The organism is Nocardia sp. KT25-26 (genome assembly GCF_056627695.1).
This window is the reverse complement of record NZ_CM152813.1, coordinates 3,531,894-3,551,073: the sequence shown is the minus strand read 5'-3', so window position 1 is coordinate 3,551,073 and position 19,180 is coordinate 3,531,894. Positions and strand designations below refer to the sequence as shown.

General features: G+C 69.5%; 11 protein-coding genes. 9 read left to right on the top strand and 2 right to left on the bottom strand.

Annotated features, from left to right (window positions below):
- The first annotated feature begins 160 nt into the window (after positions 1-160).
- Complete coding sequence (locus AC1HFH_RS16190; RefSeq protein WP_480243611.1) at positions 161-1,495, top strand: MFS transporter; 1,335 nt, start codon at positions 161-163, stop codon at positions 1,493-1,495.
- 168 nt (positions 1,496-1,663) lie between these two features.
- Here AC1HFH_RS16190 and AC1HFH_RS16185 read toward each other — a convergent pair whose 3' ends face one another.
- The gene (locus AC1HFH_RS16185) at positions 1,664-2,281 is read right to left on the bottom strand and encodes a Uma2 family endonuclease (RefSeq protein ID WP_480243610.1); all 618 of its coding nucleotides are present in this window, start codon (positions 2,279-2,281) and stop codon (positions 1,664-1,666) included.
- Between the two features lie 711 nt (positions 2,282-2,992).
- Here AC1HFH_RS16185 and AC1HFH_RS16180 point away from each other — a divergent pair.
- Together AC1HFH_RS16180 and AC1HFH_RS16175 are read left to right on the top strand one after the other, a co-directional pair.
- The gene (locus AC1HFH_RS16180; RefSeq protein WP_480243609.1) at positions 2,993-3,712 is read left to right on the top strand and encodes a response regulator transcription factor; all 720 of its coding nucleotides are present in this window, start codon (positions 2,993-2,995) and stop codon (positions 3,710-3,712) included.
- Positions 3,705-4,748: a sensor histidine kinase gene (locus tag AC1HFH_RS16175; RefSeq protein WP_480243608.1), complete on the top strand. Its 1,044-nt coding sequence runs from the start codon at positions 3,705-3,707 to the stop codon at positions 4,746-4,748. The genes AC1HFH_RS16180 and AC1HFH_RS16175 overlap by 8 nt, the downstream gene beginning before the upstream one ends.
- 152 nt (positions 4,749-4,900) lie before the next feature.
- Here AC1HFH_RS16175 and AC1HFH_RS16170 read toward each other — a convergent pair whose 3' ends face one another.
- Positions 4,901-7,090 (bottom strand): MMPL family transporter, encoded by a 2,190-nt coding sequence (locus AC1HFH_RS16170; protein WP_480243607.1) that lies wholly within the window; start codon positions 7,088-7,090, stop codon positions 4,901-4,903.
- Between the two features lie 445 nt (positions 7,091-7,535).
- On the opposite strand from AC1HFH_RS16170, the gene AC1HFH_RS16165 reads away from it, so the two are divergent.
- The 6 genes from AC1HFH_RS16165 (at position 7,536) to AC1HFH_RS16140 (ending at position 19,143) form a co-directional block, all read left to right on the top strand.
- Positions 7,536-13,949: a type I polyketide synthase gene (locus tag AC1HFH_RS16165; protein WP_480247872.1), complete on the top strand. Its 6,414-nt coding sequence runs from the start codon at positions 7,536-7,538 to the stop codon at positions 13,947-13,949.
- A 5-nt stretch (positions 13,950-13,954) separates the two neighbouring features.
- Entirely contained in the window at positions 13,955-15,391 is a 1,437-nt protein-coding gene (locus AC1HFH_RS16160) for a condensation domain-containing protein (RefSeq protein ID WP_480243606.1), read from the top strand.
- Positions 15,372-16,070 carry a hypothetical protein gene (locus AC1HFH_RS16155; RefSeq protein WP_480243605.1) on the top strand — a complete coding sequence of 233 codons (699 nt, stop codon included), beginning with the start codon at positions 15,372-15,374 and terminating at the stop codon, positions 16,068-16,070. Before AC1HFH_RS16160 ends, AC1HFH_RS16155 begins: the two co-directional genes overlap by 20 nt.
- 191 nt (positions 16,071-16,261) lie before the next feature.
- The gene (locus tag AC1HFH_RS16150) at positions 16,262-16,951 is read left to right on the top strand and encodes a cutinase family protein (protein ID WP_480243604.1); all 690 of its coding nucleotides are present in this window, start codon (positions 16,262-16,264) and stop codon (positions 16,949-16,951) included.
- A 507-nt stretch (positions 16,952-17,458) separates the two neighbouring features.
- On the top strand, positions 17,459-18,349 hold the full coding sequence (locus AC1HFH_RS16145; protein ID WP_480243603.1) for an ABC transporter ATP-binding protein: 891 nt from the start codon (positions 17,459-17,461) through the stop codon (positions 18,347-18,349).
- On the top strand, positions 18,346-19,143 hold the full coding sequence (locus AC1HFH_RS16140) for an ABC-2 transporter permease (RefSeq protein WP_480243602.1): 798 nt from the start codon (positions 18,346-18,348) through the stop codon (positions 19,141-19,143). The genes AC1HFH_RS16145 and AC1HFH_RS16140 overlap by 4 nt, the downstream gene beginning before the upstream one ends.
- Positions 19,144-19,180 lie beyond the last annotated feature (37 nt).

The following is a 19,180-nucleotide window of genomic DNA, read 5'->3' as shown; positions in this document are numbered from 1 at the left end:
CGGATATTCCGAATGCCGATTCGGTTTCACCGGTCGAATCGAGGCCGCGGAAAGCCGAGTGTCGGGTCTCGACGAAACCGTTTCATGATCGAGGAGATCCATGCCTGGCCTCTCACCCCGTTCGGTCGAGCTTCCCGAGCGTCGACCAGCACCTCAACTCGTGGGCATATCGCTGGCTTACTTCATGGTGCTGCTGGACACAACCGTGCTGGCTGTTGCCGAGCCCAGCATCATGTCTTCCCTCCACACCGATGTCACCGGGGTGGGGTGGGCGACAAGCATCTACACGATGGTGCTGGGGGCCGCTGTGGTCTTCGGCGGCAGCGTGGCCGATCGTTGCGGGGCCTACCGGGTCTTCATCCTCGGCGTCATCGGCTTCGCCGCTGCCTCTCTGGGCTGCGCGCTCGCGCCCACGCTCGCAGCGCTGCTGGTCTTTCGGGCGCTGCTGGGGCTGTTCGCTGCGACCATCATCCCGAGCTCCCTGAGCCTGATCGCCGGCCTGTATCCCGACTCGGCGCGCCGGGGTAGCGCGATCAGCGCATGGGCAGCGATCAGCGGTGTCGCGATGGCCGCCGGACCTGTGCTGGGTGGCTGGCTCATCGTGGCCGATGGTTGGCGGTCGGTCTTCCTGATCAACGCCCCCATGGCCGTTGTCGTCCTGGTGCTGTGCCGCACGCCGATCATCACCAGGCGGTACGCGCGGGAGATCTCCGGGCTTCCGCACATCGGGCTGGCGGCAACGCTGGCCACCGCAACACTTGCCATCACGCAGGCCGGTCAACGTTCCTGGCTCCTGGCGGCTGTCTTCGGATTGCTCGCTGTCGGCCTCGCCGTCGGCACCACAACGGTGGATCGCAGCTCACCGGCACCGTTGGTTCCACCTGCGCTGCGTCGTAATCGCGCGGTGTGGACCGCGTTCGGCTGGGGTGCCGCGGTCAACTACGCCCTGACGACCGTGATCTTCTCCGTGCCGCTGCTGCTCGACACCACAGCAGTAGGGGCCGGAGTGACGCTGCTGCCGATGACGTTGCTGGTCGCCGTGAACCCCCTGCTCACCGGGCGCATCGTCGCTGCGCACGGGCCACTGCGACCGATCCGCATGGGTTTCATCGCCTTCCCCGTCGGACTGTGCCTGGTCGCGGTTGCGATCGTCGACCATCACCTGCCGGTCGTCCTCGCTTGCGGGCTGCTGCTCGCCGGTCTCGGGGTTTCCTGGACCCTGCCCGCGCTGGTCGCCTTCGCGGTCGAACACGCCGACCCCGAGACCACTGGCGCGGTCGGTGGCGTCCTCAACGCCACCAGGCAGGTCGGTGCCACTATCGCCGCTGCCGTCGCCGGCGCCGTCTTGACCCGGAGCCATGACCACGCCGTCGTGCCATTCTTGGTCGCCGCGGCGGTCTGCGCGGTGGGCCTCGCAACCGCCGCGACACCGCGGATGGCCCGCCCGAAGCCGAAAGTCCCGAGTGGGGCCGACACAACGGGCACCCCGGCATGACGCACGCCGACGCACGATGTCGATTGAAGGTCTCGCCGTCCGGTCCAGCACTGCCACACCCGGCCGATCACGGATGTCGCTGCGGAGACGGCGCTCTCGCGTGTCTCCGCACCTTCAGCGGATCACTCCGTACACCCCACGCCTCAACGGCAGGACCCGATCGAATGATCAGCTCGGTGGAGCGATCTCGAGTTCCTGCCACATCAATTCGATCGGGAAGGGGTCCGATATGTCAACAGCCACCGGCCCCATGTCTCGGTGGAGGGTGCCGATGTGGGTATATGGCCCGGTAGCGGCGGAGAGCGCATACCGCTCGACGGTCAAGGCTCCGATCTTGTCGAAATTCACCAGCCAGTAATGCGGGATCCCGGCGTCTGCGTAGTCGCTCATTTTGTGCACCCGGTCCCGGCGAGCCGACCAGGTCGACAGCACTTCCGCCACGATCAGGCAATCCGCAGCCGTCAGCTGCTGGTATTCCGGTAGGCACCGGTGCAGCACCGCATCGGGTTTGCGCGCTGTGGGAGGAACCTCCCACAGCAGGACATCGATCTCGGTGTTCGTCTCGTAGCAAGCACCGCCGCCGTCCTGCTGCATCTCCGCCACCGCGGCGCGTTCGAGCGCATTCGCCAGCCGGGTCCCGATCTTCTGATGACCACGGCTGCGCTGCTCCCGGGGCACCAGATAGCCGTCGACGAGCTCCATGTCACGACGAAGTTCCTCGTCGAGGCCCAGGAACTCTTCCCAGGAGATGGGCGCGGACTGCGGGCTGCTCCAGCTGACGGTCACACCTCGATCGTACTGGCGGCTCCGGGCGCAACGGAGCGTAGACGGCCGGGGTGACCACGGACGGACCTGCCGGGTTCGTCGGGCGGGGACTCACCTCAGCCGAGTCGATCACCCACTGTGCGTGAGCATAGACTCGACAGCTCACTGTGGCCTCCGGCCGGGCGGGTGCCTAGCGTAACTCGTGCCGCCGCTCGGCGGCGCGCGGAGACGCGCTGTGCCGGTGGTCGTCCGGCGGGCTGGAGTGCCCTTCCGGGTTCGTCGGACGACCGCTGGTCGAGGCCGTTCCCGCCGTGGCGGGTTCAGCAGGGGCCTTGGAACGGGTAGCACGGCGGTGGCGGAGCAGCAGGTCGTGCCGGTGCGACGGTCGAATTCTCCACGACGGGAGCAGGCGGTTCTTCGGGGGCGGCCATGCTTATGATGGCCAGGCCGGCCAGCACGACGACCGGGATGCCCACCAGCAACGCCCCGAAGGATCCTACGATCGGTATCGGTGATGCGCTGCGGTAGCCGTGGACGTACAGGGACCGGCTGCTACGGCCGCGCCGTGGTGGAAGGGCGCCCGGTGACCGCCCCCTGTGAGAATGTTGCCGTATGGCTGCATAACCCATGATCCGAGTATCACTCGGGGGTCCGACACTTTCGGTCGGATGAGCTCGGTCCACCGTATCCGATCGGTGCCGGCCATCCGATCCCGACGAACCTGGTGAGGCGATGAACGCTCCGACAACCGGCTCGGCCGCCGCGACCGTCCTGATCGCCGACGACAGTCCGGTGGTGCGCGATGTGGTCCGCCGCTATCTGGAACGCGACGGTCGCACGGTGCTGGAGGCGGCCGACGGGGCGGCGGCGCGCGATGCGCTTGCCGACGGCACGGTACAGCTGGCGGTGCTCGATGTGATGATGCCGCCGCCGGACGGGATCGCGTTGTGCCGGGCCATCCGGTCGGGGCCGCGACCCGATACGCCGATCATTCTGCTGACCGCGCTGGGGGAGGAGGACGATCGGGTGCTCGGCCTCGAAGCCGGCGCCGACGACTACGTGACGAAACCGTTCAGTCCGCGCGAACTGGCGCTGCGGGTGTCCTCGGTACTGCGCCGGGCCCGGCCGGGGCCGGTAGGTGTCCCGGCGGTGCTCACCGACGCCGCCGTCCGGGTCGACACCGCCGCCCAGCTGGTGGCGGTGGCCGGGCGGCCGGTGGACCTCACCGCCCGCGAATACGATCTGCTGGTCTTCCTGCTGCGGCACCCCGACCAGGTGTTCAGCAGGCAGCAGTTGCTGGCCCGGGTCTGGGGGTGGGACTTCGGCGATCTGTCGACGGTGACGGTTCATGTGAAACGGCTGCGCGCGAAGCTGGGCGCACACCATCGGATCGATACGGTCTGGGGCCGCGGCTATGCCTGGGGCCGGACCGCGGGCGGCGCCGATGCCTGAGGACACCGTCGAACTCGTCGGCTACACCCTGGCGTGCTCGGTACCGGTCGTGCTGCTCGGCGCGCTGCTGCTGTGGGCGCTGGGCAACCGGTCACTGACCGTGAGCATGGCGGTGCTGGTACTCATTCCGACGATCTCCGCCCTCGCGGGGATCATCGGCGTCAGCGGACTGATGTTCACCGATGAACTGCAGCGCACCGCCGTGGTGCTGGCCGTCGTCGCCGCGGTGACGGTGCCCGCCGCCCTGCTGCTCGGCCGGGAACAGGCGCGACGCACCGTGTGGGAGAAACAGATCCGCGACCAGGAACGGGCGGCCGAACGGTCCCGCCGGGAGCTGGTCGCCTGGGTCAGTCACGATCTGCGCACACCCCTGGCCGGGATCCGGGCCATGTCGGAGGCGCTGGCCGACGGGGTGGTCACCGACACCGCCGATGTCACCCGGTACGCCGAGCAGATCGGCGGTGAGACCCGCCGCCTCGCCGCCATGGTCGACGACCTGTTCGAGATGTCGAAGATCTCCGCCGGGGCACTGCGGCTGGCACCGGAACCACTCGATCTGCGCGAACTGATCGACGAGGTGCTGGCCGCGCAGCAAGCTACCGCGGCCCGCGCCGCGGTGCAGTTGCAGGCCGAACAGCCGCCGGACCCGGTGGTGGTGGCCGGCGCCGACCGGGAACTCCGCCGGGTCCTGACCAACCTGGTGAGCAATGCGATCACGCACACGCCGCCCGGCGGCCGGGTCACCATCTCCGCGGGTGCGGAATCCGATCGGGTCCGGGTGCGGGTGGACGACACCGGTCCCGGAATCGCCGAATCCGACCTGCCGCACATCTTCGATGTCGCCTACCGGGGCACCTCGGTCCGCTCGCCGATCGCCGGCGACGGCCTGCCCGCGGGCAGCGGTATGGGCCTGGCCATTGCGGCCGGCCTGGTCGCGGCCCACCACGGCGATATCGTCGTGCAGAACCGCGCCACCGGCTGCCGTTTCGAAGTGCGGCTGCCACGCAGCAGTGACCGGCTGCCGGACCGGCGGTGAATGTCGGATTCGGCGCGAACGCGCCGCCGCAGCGGGCTGCGTGTGCCGCCTCGACGCCGGGTACGGCACCGGCATCTGGAGGCGACTGCGATGCGGAAGCGCCGTGGACGAGCACGCCGATGCCGCGCCACGCGGCGGCGGGCCCCGATGCCTCAGACGCGGTCGGCCGCGGGGTGCTCCGGAGCCATCGGACCGGCGGTGGCTGCGCCGGTGCCGCCGCGCGCATCCCGGGCCGGGAACCACCACCAGGACCGGTCGCCGAGCATCCTGATGGTGGCCGGGACCAGCAGCGCACGCAGTACGGTGACATCGATCAGCAGCGCCGTGACCAGGCCTACCGCAATGTATTTCATCATCAGCAGCTGGGAGGCGGCGAAGGAACCGGCCACCAGTAACAGGATCAGGGCGGCGGTGGTGATGATGCGGCCGGTCTGCGCGACCCCGGTGCGGACGGCCGCCTCGGTCGTGGCGCCCCGGGATCGGGCTTCGACGATGCGGGACAGCAGGAACACCTCGTAGTCGGTGGACAGGCCGTAGATCACCGCCACGATCACCACCAGGACCAGCGACATGATGGGTTGCGGCGTGAAGCCGAGGAATTCGGCGCCGTGACCGTCGATGAAGATCCAGGTCAGGATGCCCAGGGTGGCGCCGAGCCCGAGCAGGTTGAGCGCCGCGGCCTGCAACGGCAGCACCAGTGATCGGAACGTGACGGCCAGCAGGACGGTGGTGGACAGGAAGACGAACCCGATCATCAGCGGGAGCCGCTGCACCAGGGCGTCGATGCTGTCCGACTCCACGGCGGGCTGCCCGCCGACCAGCAGCGTCGTACCGGGCGGCAACGGCATGGACCGGAGATAGTCGATGGTGGCCTCGGGGTCGGCGTCGCCGGCGAGCACGGTCTGGGTGGTGAGGACATCGCTGCGACCCGGCCAGTGCAGCAGATCGGGGAAGGGGGCGGCCAGTCCCGGTGCCCGGTTGGCGGTTTCGACGACCTGCGCTTCGGCGCTGCGGGTGTCGAAGGTGATCACCACCAGGTCGATCGGGTCGATGCGGCGCAGCGGAAACAGCTCGTCGAAGTGCTGCTGGGCCAGCCGCGCCGGATGTTCCGCCGGCAGGAACTTCTCGTTGATGGATCCGAACGCCAGATGTTGCAGCGGCGCGATCAGCAGCAGCAGGCCCAGGCTCACCGCGATCGTGACGGTGCGGGGCCGCCGCATGACGGCACCTGCGATCCGGCCCCAGACGTTGCGGTCGTCGTCGCGGGCCGGGCGCCGGAACCAGGGCACCGCGAGCAGATCCACCCGGCGGCCGAGCACCGCGAGCATGGCCGGCAGCAGCGTGATCGAGGTGAGTGCGGCAATCGTGACGGTGATGATCGCACCCAGGGCGAACGAACGCAGGAAGCCCTGCGGGAAGACGAGAATTCCGGCGGCGGCGACCACCACGACGACGGCCGAGAACAGCACCGTCCGCCCGGCGGTGCCGACGGTGCGCCGCGCCGCGGCGGCGGGGTCGTGCCCGTCCGCGAGCTCGTCGCGGAACCGGCTGAGCACGAACAGCCCGTAATCGATGGCCAGGCCCAGTCCGACCATCGACACCACCGGTGAGGTGAACGAGTTCACGTCCATGACCAGGGTGAGCAGGCGCAGCACCCCCCATGCGGCACCCACGGTGAGCCCCCCGACGATCAGCGGCAGCCCGGCCGCCACGATCCCACCGAAGAAGATCACCAGCAGCACCGCGACCAGGGGGATCGCGATCAACTCCATCCGGAGCTGGTCCTCGGCCATGGTGTCGGTCAACGCGGTGCCGACCGGAACGGCGCCGGCCACCTCCATATCGACGCCCGGGATCCGGAGGTGTTCGGCCACGGCGTGATAGTTGCGCAGCCGGGTGGTGTTGTCGTCGCCCCGGAGCGCGAGCGACGCGAAGGCGTGCGCGCGATCGGGTGTGCCGAAGACATCGGGCATGGTGACACCGGTATCGGTCGGCCAGTAGGTGCCGTTGATCCGCTCGATCCGGTCCGGGAAACGTTCCGGCAGCCGGTTCAGTGCCGCAACGATCGGTTCGGCGAACTCCGGATCGTCGACGGTCCCGCCGGCCGGTGCGTGGAACACCAGCAGCACATCGGAGCTCTGATCGCGGCCGAACACCCGATCGCGCACCTGCGCCGCCTGCGCCGATTCCGACCCCGGATCGTGCCAGCCGTCCGAGCCGAGCCGGTCGCCGAGGCCGAGACCGTAGCCGCCGAGAGCCAGCAGCGCTGTCACGGTGACGACGAGGACCGTCCAGCGGCGGGTGACCACCACCTCGGCCCAACGGGTGAAATCGGCTCCCATGCCGCTGCCTCCTGTCCCGGGTACGAATACCGTCCGGCGCCTCCGCGGTACGGCCGGACCGTGTCGGACCGGGCCCGGGCCGAATGCGCCGATCCGGGAGCAGAAATCACCGGACGGGGTGGATCGGAAGGCGAATCGGTCGGACGATACAACCGGTGGCCCGGTGCCCGGACCCAGCGCCGGCAATATTGGGCTCGGCCACCACCCGGAACCCGGAATGCAGTGAGATCGGTCAGTTTCGGCCGATTCCGGATCGGGTCGGGCCATTCTCCGTCGTTTCCGGCGATATCCGGGAATACATCTCGATCACAGTGAACCACCCGGCTGTTCCGTTGAGTACACAGTCATTTCCGGGTGACGATCCGTTGGCCTGCGGGCCGAACCCGAGAGTTCTAGGTTGGCGAAGGCCAGTTGTCATGGCCCGGTGTCATCGCGGGAGGAATACGTGTCGGATATCGCCATTGTGGGAATCGGCTGCCGCTTCGCCGGCGGCATCGATTCACCGGAATCTTTTTGGGACTTCGTCGTCGACAAGCGTGACGGAGTGGTGGAGATACCCGGCGACCGGTGGGATTTCCGCCGCTACTACGACCCCGAACCGCGGACCCCGGGCCGGGCGTACACCAAACGAGGTGCGTTCATGACCGGTGACCCGTGGGAATTCGACCCCGACTTCTTCGGAATCTCCCGCCGGGAAGCCACGGTCCTGGATCCGCAGCAGCGGCTCATTCTCGAGGTGACCTGGGAGGCATTCGACGACGCCGGGGTCGCGGGGGCGGTGTCCGGCCGGCAGGTCGGCGTCTACGTCGGCGGCTTCGTGGTGGACCAGTCGGTGATCGGCGTGGTCGGTCCCGCTCTGTTCCACACTGATATGCACACTCCGGCCAGCGCGTCGTACACGATGCTGTCCAACCGGATCGCGTATGCGCTGAACCTGGTGGGCCCGGCGATCACCGTGGACACCGCGTGCTCGTCGTCGCTCGTGGCGTTCCATCTGGCCTGCCAGGCCCTGGACAACGGCGACTGCGAGGTGGCCGTCGCGGGCGGGGTCAATGTGATGCTGCAGCCGGAAACCTTCGTGCTGATGTGCAAGGGCGGGTTCCTGGCCACCGACGGCCGGTGCAAATCCTTCGACGCCGCGGCCGACGGCTACGGCCGCGGCGAGGGCGCGGGCATGGTGGTGCTCAAACGCCTCGACGACGCCGTCCGTGACGGCGACCGGATCTACGCGGTGGTCAAGGCGACCGGCGCGAATCAGGACGGCCGCACCACCGCGATCACCGTGCCCAATGTCGACTCGCAGGAATCCCTGGCGCGGGAGGTGTGCCGCCGGTCGGGACTGGCCGCCGACCAGATCACCTACCTCGAGGCGCACGGCACCGGCACGCTGGTCGGCGACCCGGTGGAGTTGCGGGCGCTCGGGCACGTGTTCGGGGCGAACACCGGCCGGAGCGACTCGGTCGGAGTGGGTTCGGTGAAGGCCACCATCGGCCACACCGAGGCCGCCGCCGGCGTGGCCAGCGTGATCAAGGCTGCGCTGGCCATCAAGAACCGCACACTGCCGCCGCAGGGCTGGCTGGACAAGCCGAACCCGGATATCCCGTTCGAGGAGCTGGGCCTGCACGTCCAGGTCGACGCCGAACCGTTGCCCGCCGAGGCACCACCGATGACGGTGGCGGTGAACGGATTCGGCTACGGCGGCACCAACGCGCACGCCATCCTGGCCGAATACCGCGGACCGGTCCCGGCGTCCGCCGAAACGCCCCGGCATCTGGGCATCCTGCCGGTCTCCGGCCGGGGTACCGCGGCGGTCCGGGCGCTGGCGGGCCGCTACGCCGATCTCATCGATACCGGGGCCGACCCGGAACGGCTCGCCGAGGCCGCCTGGGTCCGGCGCGCCCAGCATTCGCATCGCACCGGGTTCCTGCTCGGCGGCAGCCCGGCCGCACTGGCCGACGAGCTGCGCAAGTATGCGGCCGGAGAGGGCCGCGAGGCCACCCGCACCGTGGTATCGGCAGTCGGCGAACCGGTGTTCGTCTTCTCCGGAATGGGGCCGCAGCACTGGCGGATGGGCCGCGAGCTGCTGGACGCCGACGGTGCGTTCGCGGCCTCGGCAGCCGAGATCGACGCCGAATTCGCCGAGATCGCCGGCTGGTCGATCATCGAGGAACTGCATCGGCCGGAGGCCGACACCCGGGTGACCCGTACCGAGGTCGCCCAGCCGGCGAACTTCCTGGTACAGGCCGCGCTGGTGGCGGAACTGGCCGAGCAGGGCATCATCCCGGCGGCGATCGTCGGTCACAGCGTCGGTGAGGTGACCGCGGCCTACGCCAGCGGCATGCTGACCCTGCGCGAGGCGGTCCGGGTCGCCTACCACCGCTCCCGGCTGCAGGCCACCACCGCGGGCACCGGTGGCATGCTCGCCGCGAGCCTGAGCCGCGCGGCCGCGAGCGAACTGATCGGCGACGATACCCGGGTCGATATCGCAGCGATCAACAGCGCCACCTCCCTGACCCTCGCGGGGGACATCGAGCGGCTCGACGAAATCGCCGAAGAGCTCACCGAACAAGGGGTTTTCGCGCGCCGCCTGCGCGTCGAGGTGCCGTACCACAGCAGGTTGATGGCGCCCATCGAAGCCGAGCTGCGTGCCGCGCTCGCCGAACTGGCGCCCCGGCCGCCCGCTGTCCCGCTGTATTCCACCGTCACCGGCGCACCGGTCACCGACGGGGACTGGGACGCCGGCTACTGGTGGTCGAATGTGCGGCAGCCGGTGCAGTTCCATACCGCGGTCACGGCGCTGCTCGGCGCCGGGCACCGGGTCTTCCTCGAGGTGGGGCCGCATCCGGTGCTCTCCGGCAATATCCGGGAGGCCCTCGTGGACACCGAAGTCAACGGCACCACGGTGCCCACCCTGAACCGTGACCAGGCGGACGCCGACAGCCTGCGGCATACGCTCATCGGCCTGCACGCCGCCGGTGTGCTCGACCTCGAGTCGCTCTTCCCGGGAGATCGCCCGGCGACCCCGCATCTGCCGTTGCCGCGCTACCCCTGGCAGCGCACCCGGCTGCACGCACCGCTGCCACTGTTCGAGCAGGCACGCCTCGGCACCCCGGGAACGTCGCCGATGCTGGGTGACCCGGATCTGGAAGGGCGGCAGCAGTGGCTGCTGCAGGTCGGTACGGAACTGCTGCCCTGGCTGGCCGACCATGTGGTCAACGGCATCAAGATCATGCCCGGCGCCGCCTACCTGGATGCCGCGCTCTCGGCGACCGCCGACCGGATCGGTGTCCGCCAGGTCGCCCTGGAACAGGTACGGTTCGTGGCACCGCTGATCATGGGTGCGCCGGATGTGCCGCTGGTCGCGATGAACATCGAGGAAGCGAGCGGCCGGTTCACCATCCGGTCCCGCAGCGCCACGGGCACGGCATGGACGGTGCACGCTACCGGCCGCACACTCACCGGCAGTCATCGGCCGACCGCCGTGCCGGTCCCCGCCATCGATGTGGGGGTGGACATCGACCCGGCGATGTTCTACTCCGGCCTGACCGCGGCCGGCCTGCAGTACGGCCCCACCTTCCAGCGCGTGACCTCGGTGCGGGTCGGCCGCGATGTCGTGGTCGCCACCGTCGACGGCAGTATCGCGGCCGAATCCGGGCATCTGGCGCATCCGGCCGTGGTGGACGCCGGTATGCAGTGCGCGGCGATGCTGTTCGCCGACGAGCGGATCAATGAAGGCGTCATGGTTCCGGTCGGGGTGGATGCGATGCGCATCGTCGGCGAACTGCCCGCCGAGATCACCGTGGTCGCCCGCCGCGCCCCCGAATCGCGGTTGCGTGCGGATGTGGATTTCCTCGATTCCGACGGAAACCTCGTCGTCCGGCTCGGCGGCCTGCAGATCGGCGCCCTCCGGCCGGGCGACGACCCGCTGCACCGGATGGCCGACTTCTACTACACCGAAACCATGACCGAGCGTGATCCGGTCGACCCGGCGGCCCACCCGGCGGACGCGGTGTCGACGTTGCTGATCCAGCTCGGCGACACCGCCCGGCCGATCGCCCTGTCCGCGGTGCTCCCGGCGGCACAGGTCTACATCGCCGCACCGGCCGACCCCGATCTGGAACGGACGCTGACCCAGCGGCTGCAGGCCATGGCACCCGTCGAGGGGGCACGGCTGCACGTGTGCGTGGTGATCGGTGAGGTCACCGACGATATGGCGTTCCTGTGGACCCTGAAACGGATCGCCGTGACCGTGGCCGAATTCGCGAACCCGCCGGTCGAGGGGGAATCGCCGCAGTCGGTCTTCGGCGACGGTTCGGTGTACGGCACGATCCTCACCGAACAGGCCTGCACGCTGCCCGGAACCGGCAACGCCGCCGATCCCCGGCAGGCGGCCCTGGCCGGAGCCCGCCGGGTACTGCTCAACGAGCAGACGCCGCTGCGGTGGCGGCTCGTCGACACCGTGCCCGCCACCCCGATCGAGCAGATCGTGGCCGAACTCGCCGTTCCGGGCGCTTTCACCGGCGACAACTGCGACGAGGTGGTGCTGCGCGACGGAAAGCGGTGGGCGCCGGCAATCACCAAACCGCTGCCCGAACGCCTCGAGCGGCTCGATATCGCCGAGCCGCTGCGCGATCCGGAAACCAACTTCGCCCTGGATGTGCCACGCACCCGAGTGGTGTCCCAGCTGGGCTGGCGCGAATGCGAACGGCCCGAACCCGGGCCGGGGCAGGTCGAGGTGCGGATGCAGGTGATCGGGCTCAACTACAAGGATCCGCTGAAGATCATCGGCCTGCTCACCGAACGGGAACTGGCGCCCACCTACTTCGGCACGACGCCCGGCATGGAAGGCGTCGGCACCGTGGTCCGGGTCGGGCCCGAGGTCACCGATGTGCGGCCGGGTGATCTGGTCGCGGTGGCGGCCAAGGGAATGATGCGGCGGTTCGCGCTGGTCGACCGGAGCCTGGTGGTCGTCGTGCCGCCCGATACCGATCCCGGCCACTGTACCTCCACGATCGCCTTCGGCACCGCCGAGTACGCATTGCTGGACCTGGCCCGGCTGGAACCGGGCGAGACCGTGCTGATCCACGGCGCCGCGGGCGGGGTGGGGTCCGCCGCCATTCAGGTGGCGAAGGCCCGCGGCGCGCGGATCATCGGCACTGCGAGCACCCCGGAACGCCGCGACCTCGTGCGTGCGCTGGGCGCCGATCTCGCGGTGCACTCGCGCTCGCTCGATTTCGTCGACGACGTCCTCGAGTTCACCGGCGGTAAGGGCGTCGACGTCATCGTCTCCAGTGCGCCGGGTGAGATCCTGCGCCAGAACTTCCATGCGGCCGCGGAATTCGGCCGCATCGTCGAGGTCGGCAAGGCCGATATCTACACCGGTGGCCTGCTGGAGCTGAGCAATTTCGACAAGAACCTGGCCTACTACTCGATGGATCTGGACCGCCTCGTCGCCGTCGACCCGGACCGGCTGGCGGACCTCACCCGGCGCGTCTACGACAAGGTCACCAGCGGCACCTATACGCCGCTGGCCTACCACACCTTCGAAACCGACCAGGTCGCCGACGCCTTCGAGGAGACCCTGCGCTCCTCGCGGGCCGCCCGAATCGCGCTGCGGCTCGACGCACCGGCACCGGCGGTGCGGCCGACCCTGCCGAACGTGGCGATCGAAACGGAGGGCACCTATCTGATCACCGGTGGCTTCGGCGGTTTCGGGCTGGCCGTGGGGCGCTGGCTGACGCTGCGTGGTGCCCGCCGGCTGGTCTTGCTCGGCCGCAGCGGAGCAACCACCGATGCGGCCCGACGCCAGCTCGAGGCCTGGGCTGCGCTGGGAGTCGAGGTCGTGCAGGAACTGGCCGATGTCACCGATGCCGCCGCCGTCGCCGGAGTGGTCGAGCGCAACCACACCCCGGAACACCCGCTGCGCGGGGTGTTCCATACCGCCGGTGCGGTGGCCGACAACCGCATCGCCGAAATGGAATACGAACAACTCGACCGGGTGTACCGGCCGAAGGTGCACGGTGCACAGGTGGTGCACGATGCCGTCGCCGCCGCCGGAATCACCTTGGACATGTTCGTACTCTGCTCCTCGGGCGGATCGATGTACGGCATCTACGGCCAGTACAACTACTGCGCCGCGAACATCGCGGTGGAGGCACTGGCCGAGCAGTGGTCGCGGGCCGGGGAACGGGCCCTGTGCATCGGCTGGGGGCACCTGTCCGGAGTCACCGGCGGGATGGCCGCCGACGAAACCGCGGAGAAGTACCTGGATCTCGTCGGATTCGGGGCGATCGACATGGCCGACGCCACCGCCTATCTGGAACAGACGCTGCGACTCGATGTCGCCCGGGCGGCCATCATCCCGACCGACTGGGCCAAGCTCACCGGCACCTTCCCCCAGCTGACCCGGACCGGCCGGACCATGGAACTGGCCCGGGCCTCGGCGAAGGACACCTCCGAACTCGCCCGGCTGCGGGACGAACTCGTCGCGATGGACGAATCGAAACGCGGTACCTACATCGCCCGGCGGATGGCCGAGGAACTCGCGGTGGTGATGGGCGTGCCGGTGGAGTCGATCGACATGACCATCCCGGTGCCGGAACTGGGCCTCGATTCGCTGATGGCGGTGGAGCTCGGTGCCCGGGTCACCAAGACCCTGGGTATCGATCTGATGTCGCTGCAGATGGGGCGGTCGTTCAGCCTGGAGCAGGCCGGGCCGAAGGTAGCCGAGCTGATCCTGGCACACGACCCGAACGGCGGCGGGGCCACCGCGACTCCACCCGCCGCGGCGTCCGATGCCGGACACACCGACGACCGGGCAACTGAAGGTGTCACAGTGGGCGCCCGGGGAACGGAGTAACCACCGTGGTGGATTTCGGACTGATCGACGACTGGGCGCCCGCTCCGGGCCGCCTGGTGACCTGGACCGCGTCCCCCGAGTCCGTTGCGCGCGCGGCGCGGGCGCCGGTACATCCGGTGCGGCCGTCGTTGCAGCAGGAGAAGTATCTGCAGCAGGCGCACCGGCATGCGGGTGCGGACTTCCGCTTCTCGGGGCTGCTGCTGGTGACGGCCGAGATCCCGGCGCCGGAGCTGGATCGGGCGGTGATGAACCGGATCGTGAACGCCTTCCTGCTGCGGCACGACACCTTCCGCACCTGGTTCGACATCGACGACGGGGTGGTGCGCCGGCACCTGGTGCCCGCCGAGGACGTCGAATTCGTGGCCACCGAACACGGGGAGCTGGACGCCCCGGCCATCCGGAACCACGTGGAGAAGACCACGCCGGGCCCGTTCGAGTGGGACTGCTTCACCTTCGGCGCCATCGAGCACGGCGAGTCCACCACCGTCTACCTCGCCGTGGACCATCTGCACTGCGACGGCCTCGGGCAGTACCTCGCGGCCGCCGATTTCGCCCAGCTGTACGCCGGTGAGATGTGGGCGGACACCCCGCCGCTGGAGCCCGCCGCCAGCTATCTGGACTACTGCGCCGCCGAACGCGCGCACGCGGACTCGCTTACCCTCGCCGCCCCTGGCGTGAAGCGCTGGCTGGCGCTGATCGCCGGCAACGACGACCGGCTGCCCACCTTCCCTCTGGACCTGGGGGCGCCCGCCGACGGCTATCACCGCAGCGCCCACCGGGACATCGAACTGCTCGACGCTGCCGAAGGCGAAGCGTTCGAACGGGCCTGCCGGGCGGCCGGTGCCGATTTCGTCGGCGGCGTATTCGCGGCCGCCGCGCTGGCCGAACGCGATCTCACCGGATCGGACTACTACTTCGGCATGACCCCGGTCAGCACCAGGATGAACGCCGCACAGAACGCCTCGGTCGGCTGGTACGTCACGCTGGTCCCGGTCGCGTTCCCGCTCGGCCCGACGACGCCCGCCCGGCGCGCGATCGCGATGGCCCAGCGCGCCTACGAAGCCGGGCTGATGCTGGCGCCCACCTCGCTGCACCGGGTGCTGGAACTGCTGCCGCCCGATTCGCCGATCCATGCCGGACCGGGCTGGGTGACCCCGATGATCTCCTTCGTCGACGCCCGCGACTTCGCCGGACACGAATTCTTCGACCGCATCACCGCCGGTGTCTACGCCAATCGGGCAGCCTCGGAGGAATGCCTCATGTGGGTCAACCGGCTGCCGTCGGGCACCCGGATGAGCGCGATCTACCCCGGTACCGCCGTCGCGCACGAATCCATCGACCGGTATCTGACCGCGATCCGGTCGCAGCTGCATGCCATCGCCGGACTATCGGCCGAAACACCCTCCGGCCCCAGGAGAGTCGATGCTCACTCCGTTTCGTGACCCCGGCATCCCGGACGGGGAGAAGTCGATGTATCGGGTGGGCTCGGTCGATCGGGCCGACGGCGTCGAACTGACCCATCTGGTGGCCCGGGAACACGGTGCCTATCGCACCTTCACCGACGCCCGGCTGCGTCCCGGACGGCCGGGCACCCCGGAGCTGACCATGACGATCGACCAGCAGTTCGGCCGCGGCGGCGGCTGCCTGGTGGCCGAAAGGTATCGGGCCGAAACCCGATCGGGGAGTCAGGTGGTCTCCCGGGAGGAAGCGAACTTCGCCGGGACCGTGCACCTGCAGCCGGGTCTCGGACCGGCCCCGTTCCCGAGCGCGATGATGCCGATCGCCGCCGGTCTCACCCTGCTGCGCGGCCTGGACTTCGCCGAGGGGCAGACCGCCCAAGTGGACGCGTGGCTGGCGTTCTCGGTGCACTGGCCGCTGTCGGTGCGGGTCGAGCAGCGGGTGGCCGTCGAGGCGCCGGCCGGGGTGTACGACTGCCGGCAGGTCCGGATGCGGCCCAGCTTCAGCCAGGTCAACTCGTTGCTGGACAAGGTGATCGGCGGCCTGCTGCCGCCGTTCCTCGCCCACTTCGAGACGGCCGCCCCGCACCGGCTGGTCCGGATGACCTTCCCCACCGCATTGTCACTGTCCGCACCCCGCGCGGCCATCGAACTGGTCTCCTGACCGGGGCCCGCGGCGACTGCCCGGCGGGCTTCGGCGGTGCCGGATCGGATGTGAACTGCGCGGGGAGACCGCTCCGACCTGCGTGAATTGTCCCAAGACCGGCCTGCGGGACCGCTCGGCGCCACCGGGCGGCTTCTACAGTTCGCCCGGGTTTCCCGATCGGGATGCCGAGATCCGAGAGGAGTACACAGGTGGCTGGGATTCGAGGAGTACGGGCACGGGCCGCGACGGTGCTGTTCGCCGCACTGGCGGTGGTGGCGCCGACCGGTGTCGCGGTGACCGTGGGCGCCGGCGTCGCGGACGCGGCCGGTTGCGCCGACGTCCATATCGTCGCGGCACGCGGCACCAACGAACCGGGCGGCTGGTTCAGCAAATACAAGCTCGGCATCGTGGTGGGCAATCCGGTGTACCGGGCGATCCGGGACGGCTACTCCGGCAGTGTCGATGCATACCGGGTGCAGTATCCGGCGAGCACGAACCAGCCCAGGTCGATCAAGAAGGGCAACCAGGACATGGTCGAGCACGTGATCGCCCAGGCCGCCGAATGCCCGGAGCAGAGCATCGTCCTGGTGGGCTACTCGCAGGGCGCCAACGTCGTCGACAACTCGATCGGCATCAGCAGCGAGGGTGCGAAGGTCGGCGGTCCGATCGTCGCCACCCTGCCGGACGAACTCGAACCGCGCATCAATGCCATCCTGCTGTTCGGCAACCCGATCCGAGAACTCGGCAAGAGCGTGACCGGCCCGTACGCCGACCGGACGTTCGACGTCTGCCATGACAACGACCCGGTCTGCGATCCGGACGGCAGTAATTGGAACGTGCATACGAATTACCAGAAGGATGCCGCTGCCGCGGCCGAATTCGCCCTGCCACGACTCTGACCGGGTGGGCCGTGCGGTCGGCGTGCCGACGCAACGAGCCGACCGGCCGCGGCCGGACCACACCCCGACCGGAGCAGGTGCTACGCAGCGCGAACCAGTCGGCCGCTGACCGAAGGGCACGATCGTCCGCCGTCGAGTACGTGGCGGCGGCCGTTCGCCCGGCGGGGCCGGCACTGCAGGCCGGTGCGATCACCGCCGGTCCACGGTGTGGCCCATACCGGACCGTTCACCCCGCATCCGGGAACCGGGTCCACAGATCACTGTGCATCGCGGCGAAACGGCACAGCCGGGGTGCGCGATCCGCCTCGGAGCGAGCGGTCCGGACGGGGCTGTCATCGAGGACCTATGCCCGTGCAGTGGGGGCTGATGTGCCCTGGGAGTGGCCGGCTGTCCGCAGGAATCATCGAGGACGCCGACGGCACGATCCCGGGTGGTCCTGCCGTCGGCGCGGACCTTTCCGCGGGCGCCGCCGCCCGGCCGGCGGCGCCGAACCCTCGGAGGACGCCGATGATCGCGTTGGACAGGCTGACCAAGAGCTACGGAACCACGGCGGCGCTCACCGACGTCTCCCTCGAGGTGCCGGGGGGAGTCGTGTTCGGGTACGTCGGGCCGAACGGGGCGGGTAAGACCACCACCATCCGCATCCTGGTGGGGCTGATGCGTCCGACGCGGGGTGCGGCGCGGGTCGGCGGGGCCGACACCGTACAGCAGCGCGAAGACGCCCAATGTCGGGTCGGGTATCTGCCGGGGCAGTTCGTCGCCTACCCGGACCTGACCGGACAGCAGTACCTCGACTACCTGGCGGCATTGCGGGGCCGGGTGGATCCGGCGGTGCAGCGAACCCTGATCGAGCGGCTGGAACTGGACCCGACCGCACGAATCGGCGCGTTGTCGCACGGCAACCGGCAGAAGGTCGGCCTCGTGCAGGCGTTCATGGGCGAGCCCGACGTCCTGGTGCTCGACGAGCCCACCACCGGTCTCGATCCGCTGGTGCAGCGGGAGTTCCTCACCATGGTCCGCGAAGTCCGGGCCGGCGGCCGCACAGTCTTCCTGTCCTCGCATGTGCTCTCGGAGGTGGAGGCGGTCGCCGACACCGTCGGGATGCTGCGCAACGGCCGGCTGATCGAGGTCCGGCCGATCGCCGAGCTCACCCGCCGGGCCGTGCGGCGCATCGATCTGCAATTCGCGGCCACACCACCGGATCCGGGCGAACTCCGGCGGCTGCCGGGGGTGCGGCAGGTGCTGTGCAACGAACACCGGGTGCAGGTCGAAATCGCCGGATCGACGGCCGGACTGCTGAAGGCGCTGGCGCCCTATGACGTGGTCGACATCGTCAGCCGGGAACCGGATCTCGAGGAGATCTTCCTCGGCTACTACGGACAGGAACCACCGGGATGATGCTGCGCACCGTGTATACGAAGTCGCTGCGGGACCAGCGCCGGGCACTGATCGGCTGGAGCGTGGGCCTGGTCGCGCTGGTACTGCTGGAATGCGCACTGTGGCCGTCGATATCGAACATGTCCGGCCTGCGGGAATTCCTGGAAAGCTACCCGGAACCGCTGCGCAAACTGTTCGAGCTCGACGAGTTCGGCACCGGTACCGGATTCCTCAACGCCGAACTGTTCAGCATGCTGCTGCCGATCCTGTTCCTGGTCTTCGCGATCGGCCGCGGTGCCCGGGCGATCGCCGGTGACGAGGAGAACGGCAACCTCGAAGTGCTGTTGGTGACCAGGGTGACGCCGGTGCGGCTGATCGTGTCCCATGCCGCGGTGCTCGCCACGGTCGTCTCCTGTCTCGGCGCCGTCCTGTTCGGGGCGGTGGTGGTGTTCTCGGCGGTGTTCGGGGTCGGCGTTGCGGTGAGCGCCGCCGGGACCGGGGCGTTGGCCATGGTGCTGCTGGGAATCGAGTTCGGCTGGCTCGCGTTGGCCGTCGGCGCGGCCACCGGCCGCCGAGTGCTCGCCCTGGCCGTCGCCTCGGTGGTCGCGGTCGGCACCTACGTGCTGTACGTGGCGAGCAAACTGGTCGACGCGGTACACCGGTGGGGGCCGTTGTCACCGTTCTACCAGGCACTGGAAGGTGGACCCCTGGGCGCCGGACTACCGGCGGCCTATCTGTGGCTGCCCGTCGCGGGCGTCGTGGTGCTGCTCGCCGCGGCACCCGTCTTCGATCGCCGCGACATCCGGGGTGTTTGAGGCAGATGACGTCCGGCGGAATGTCGTCCGCGCGTGT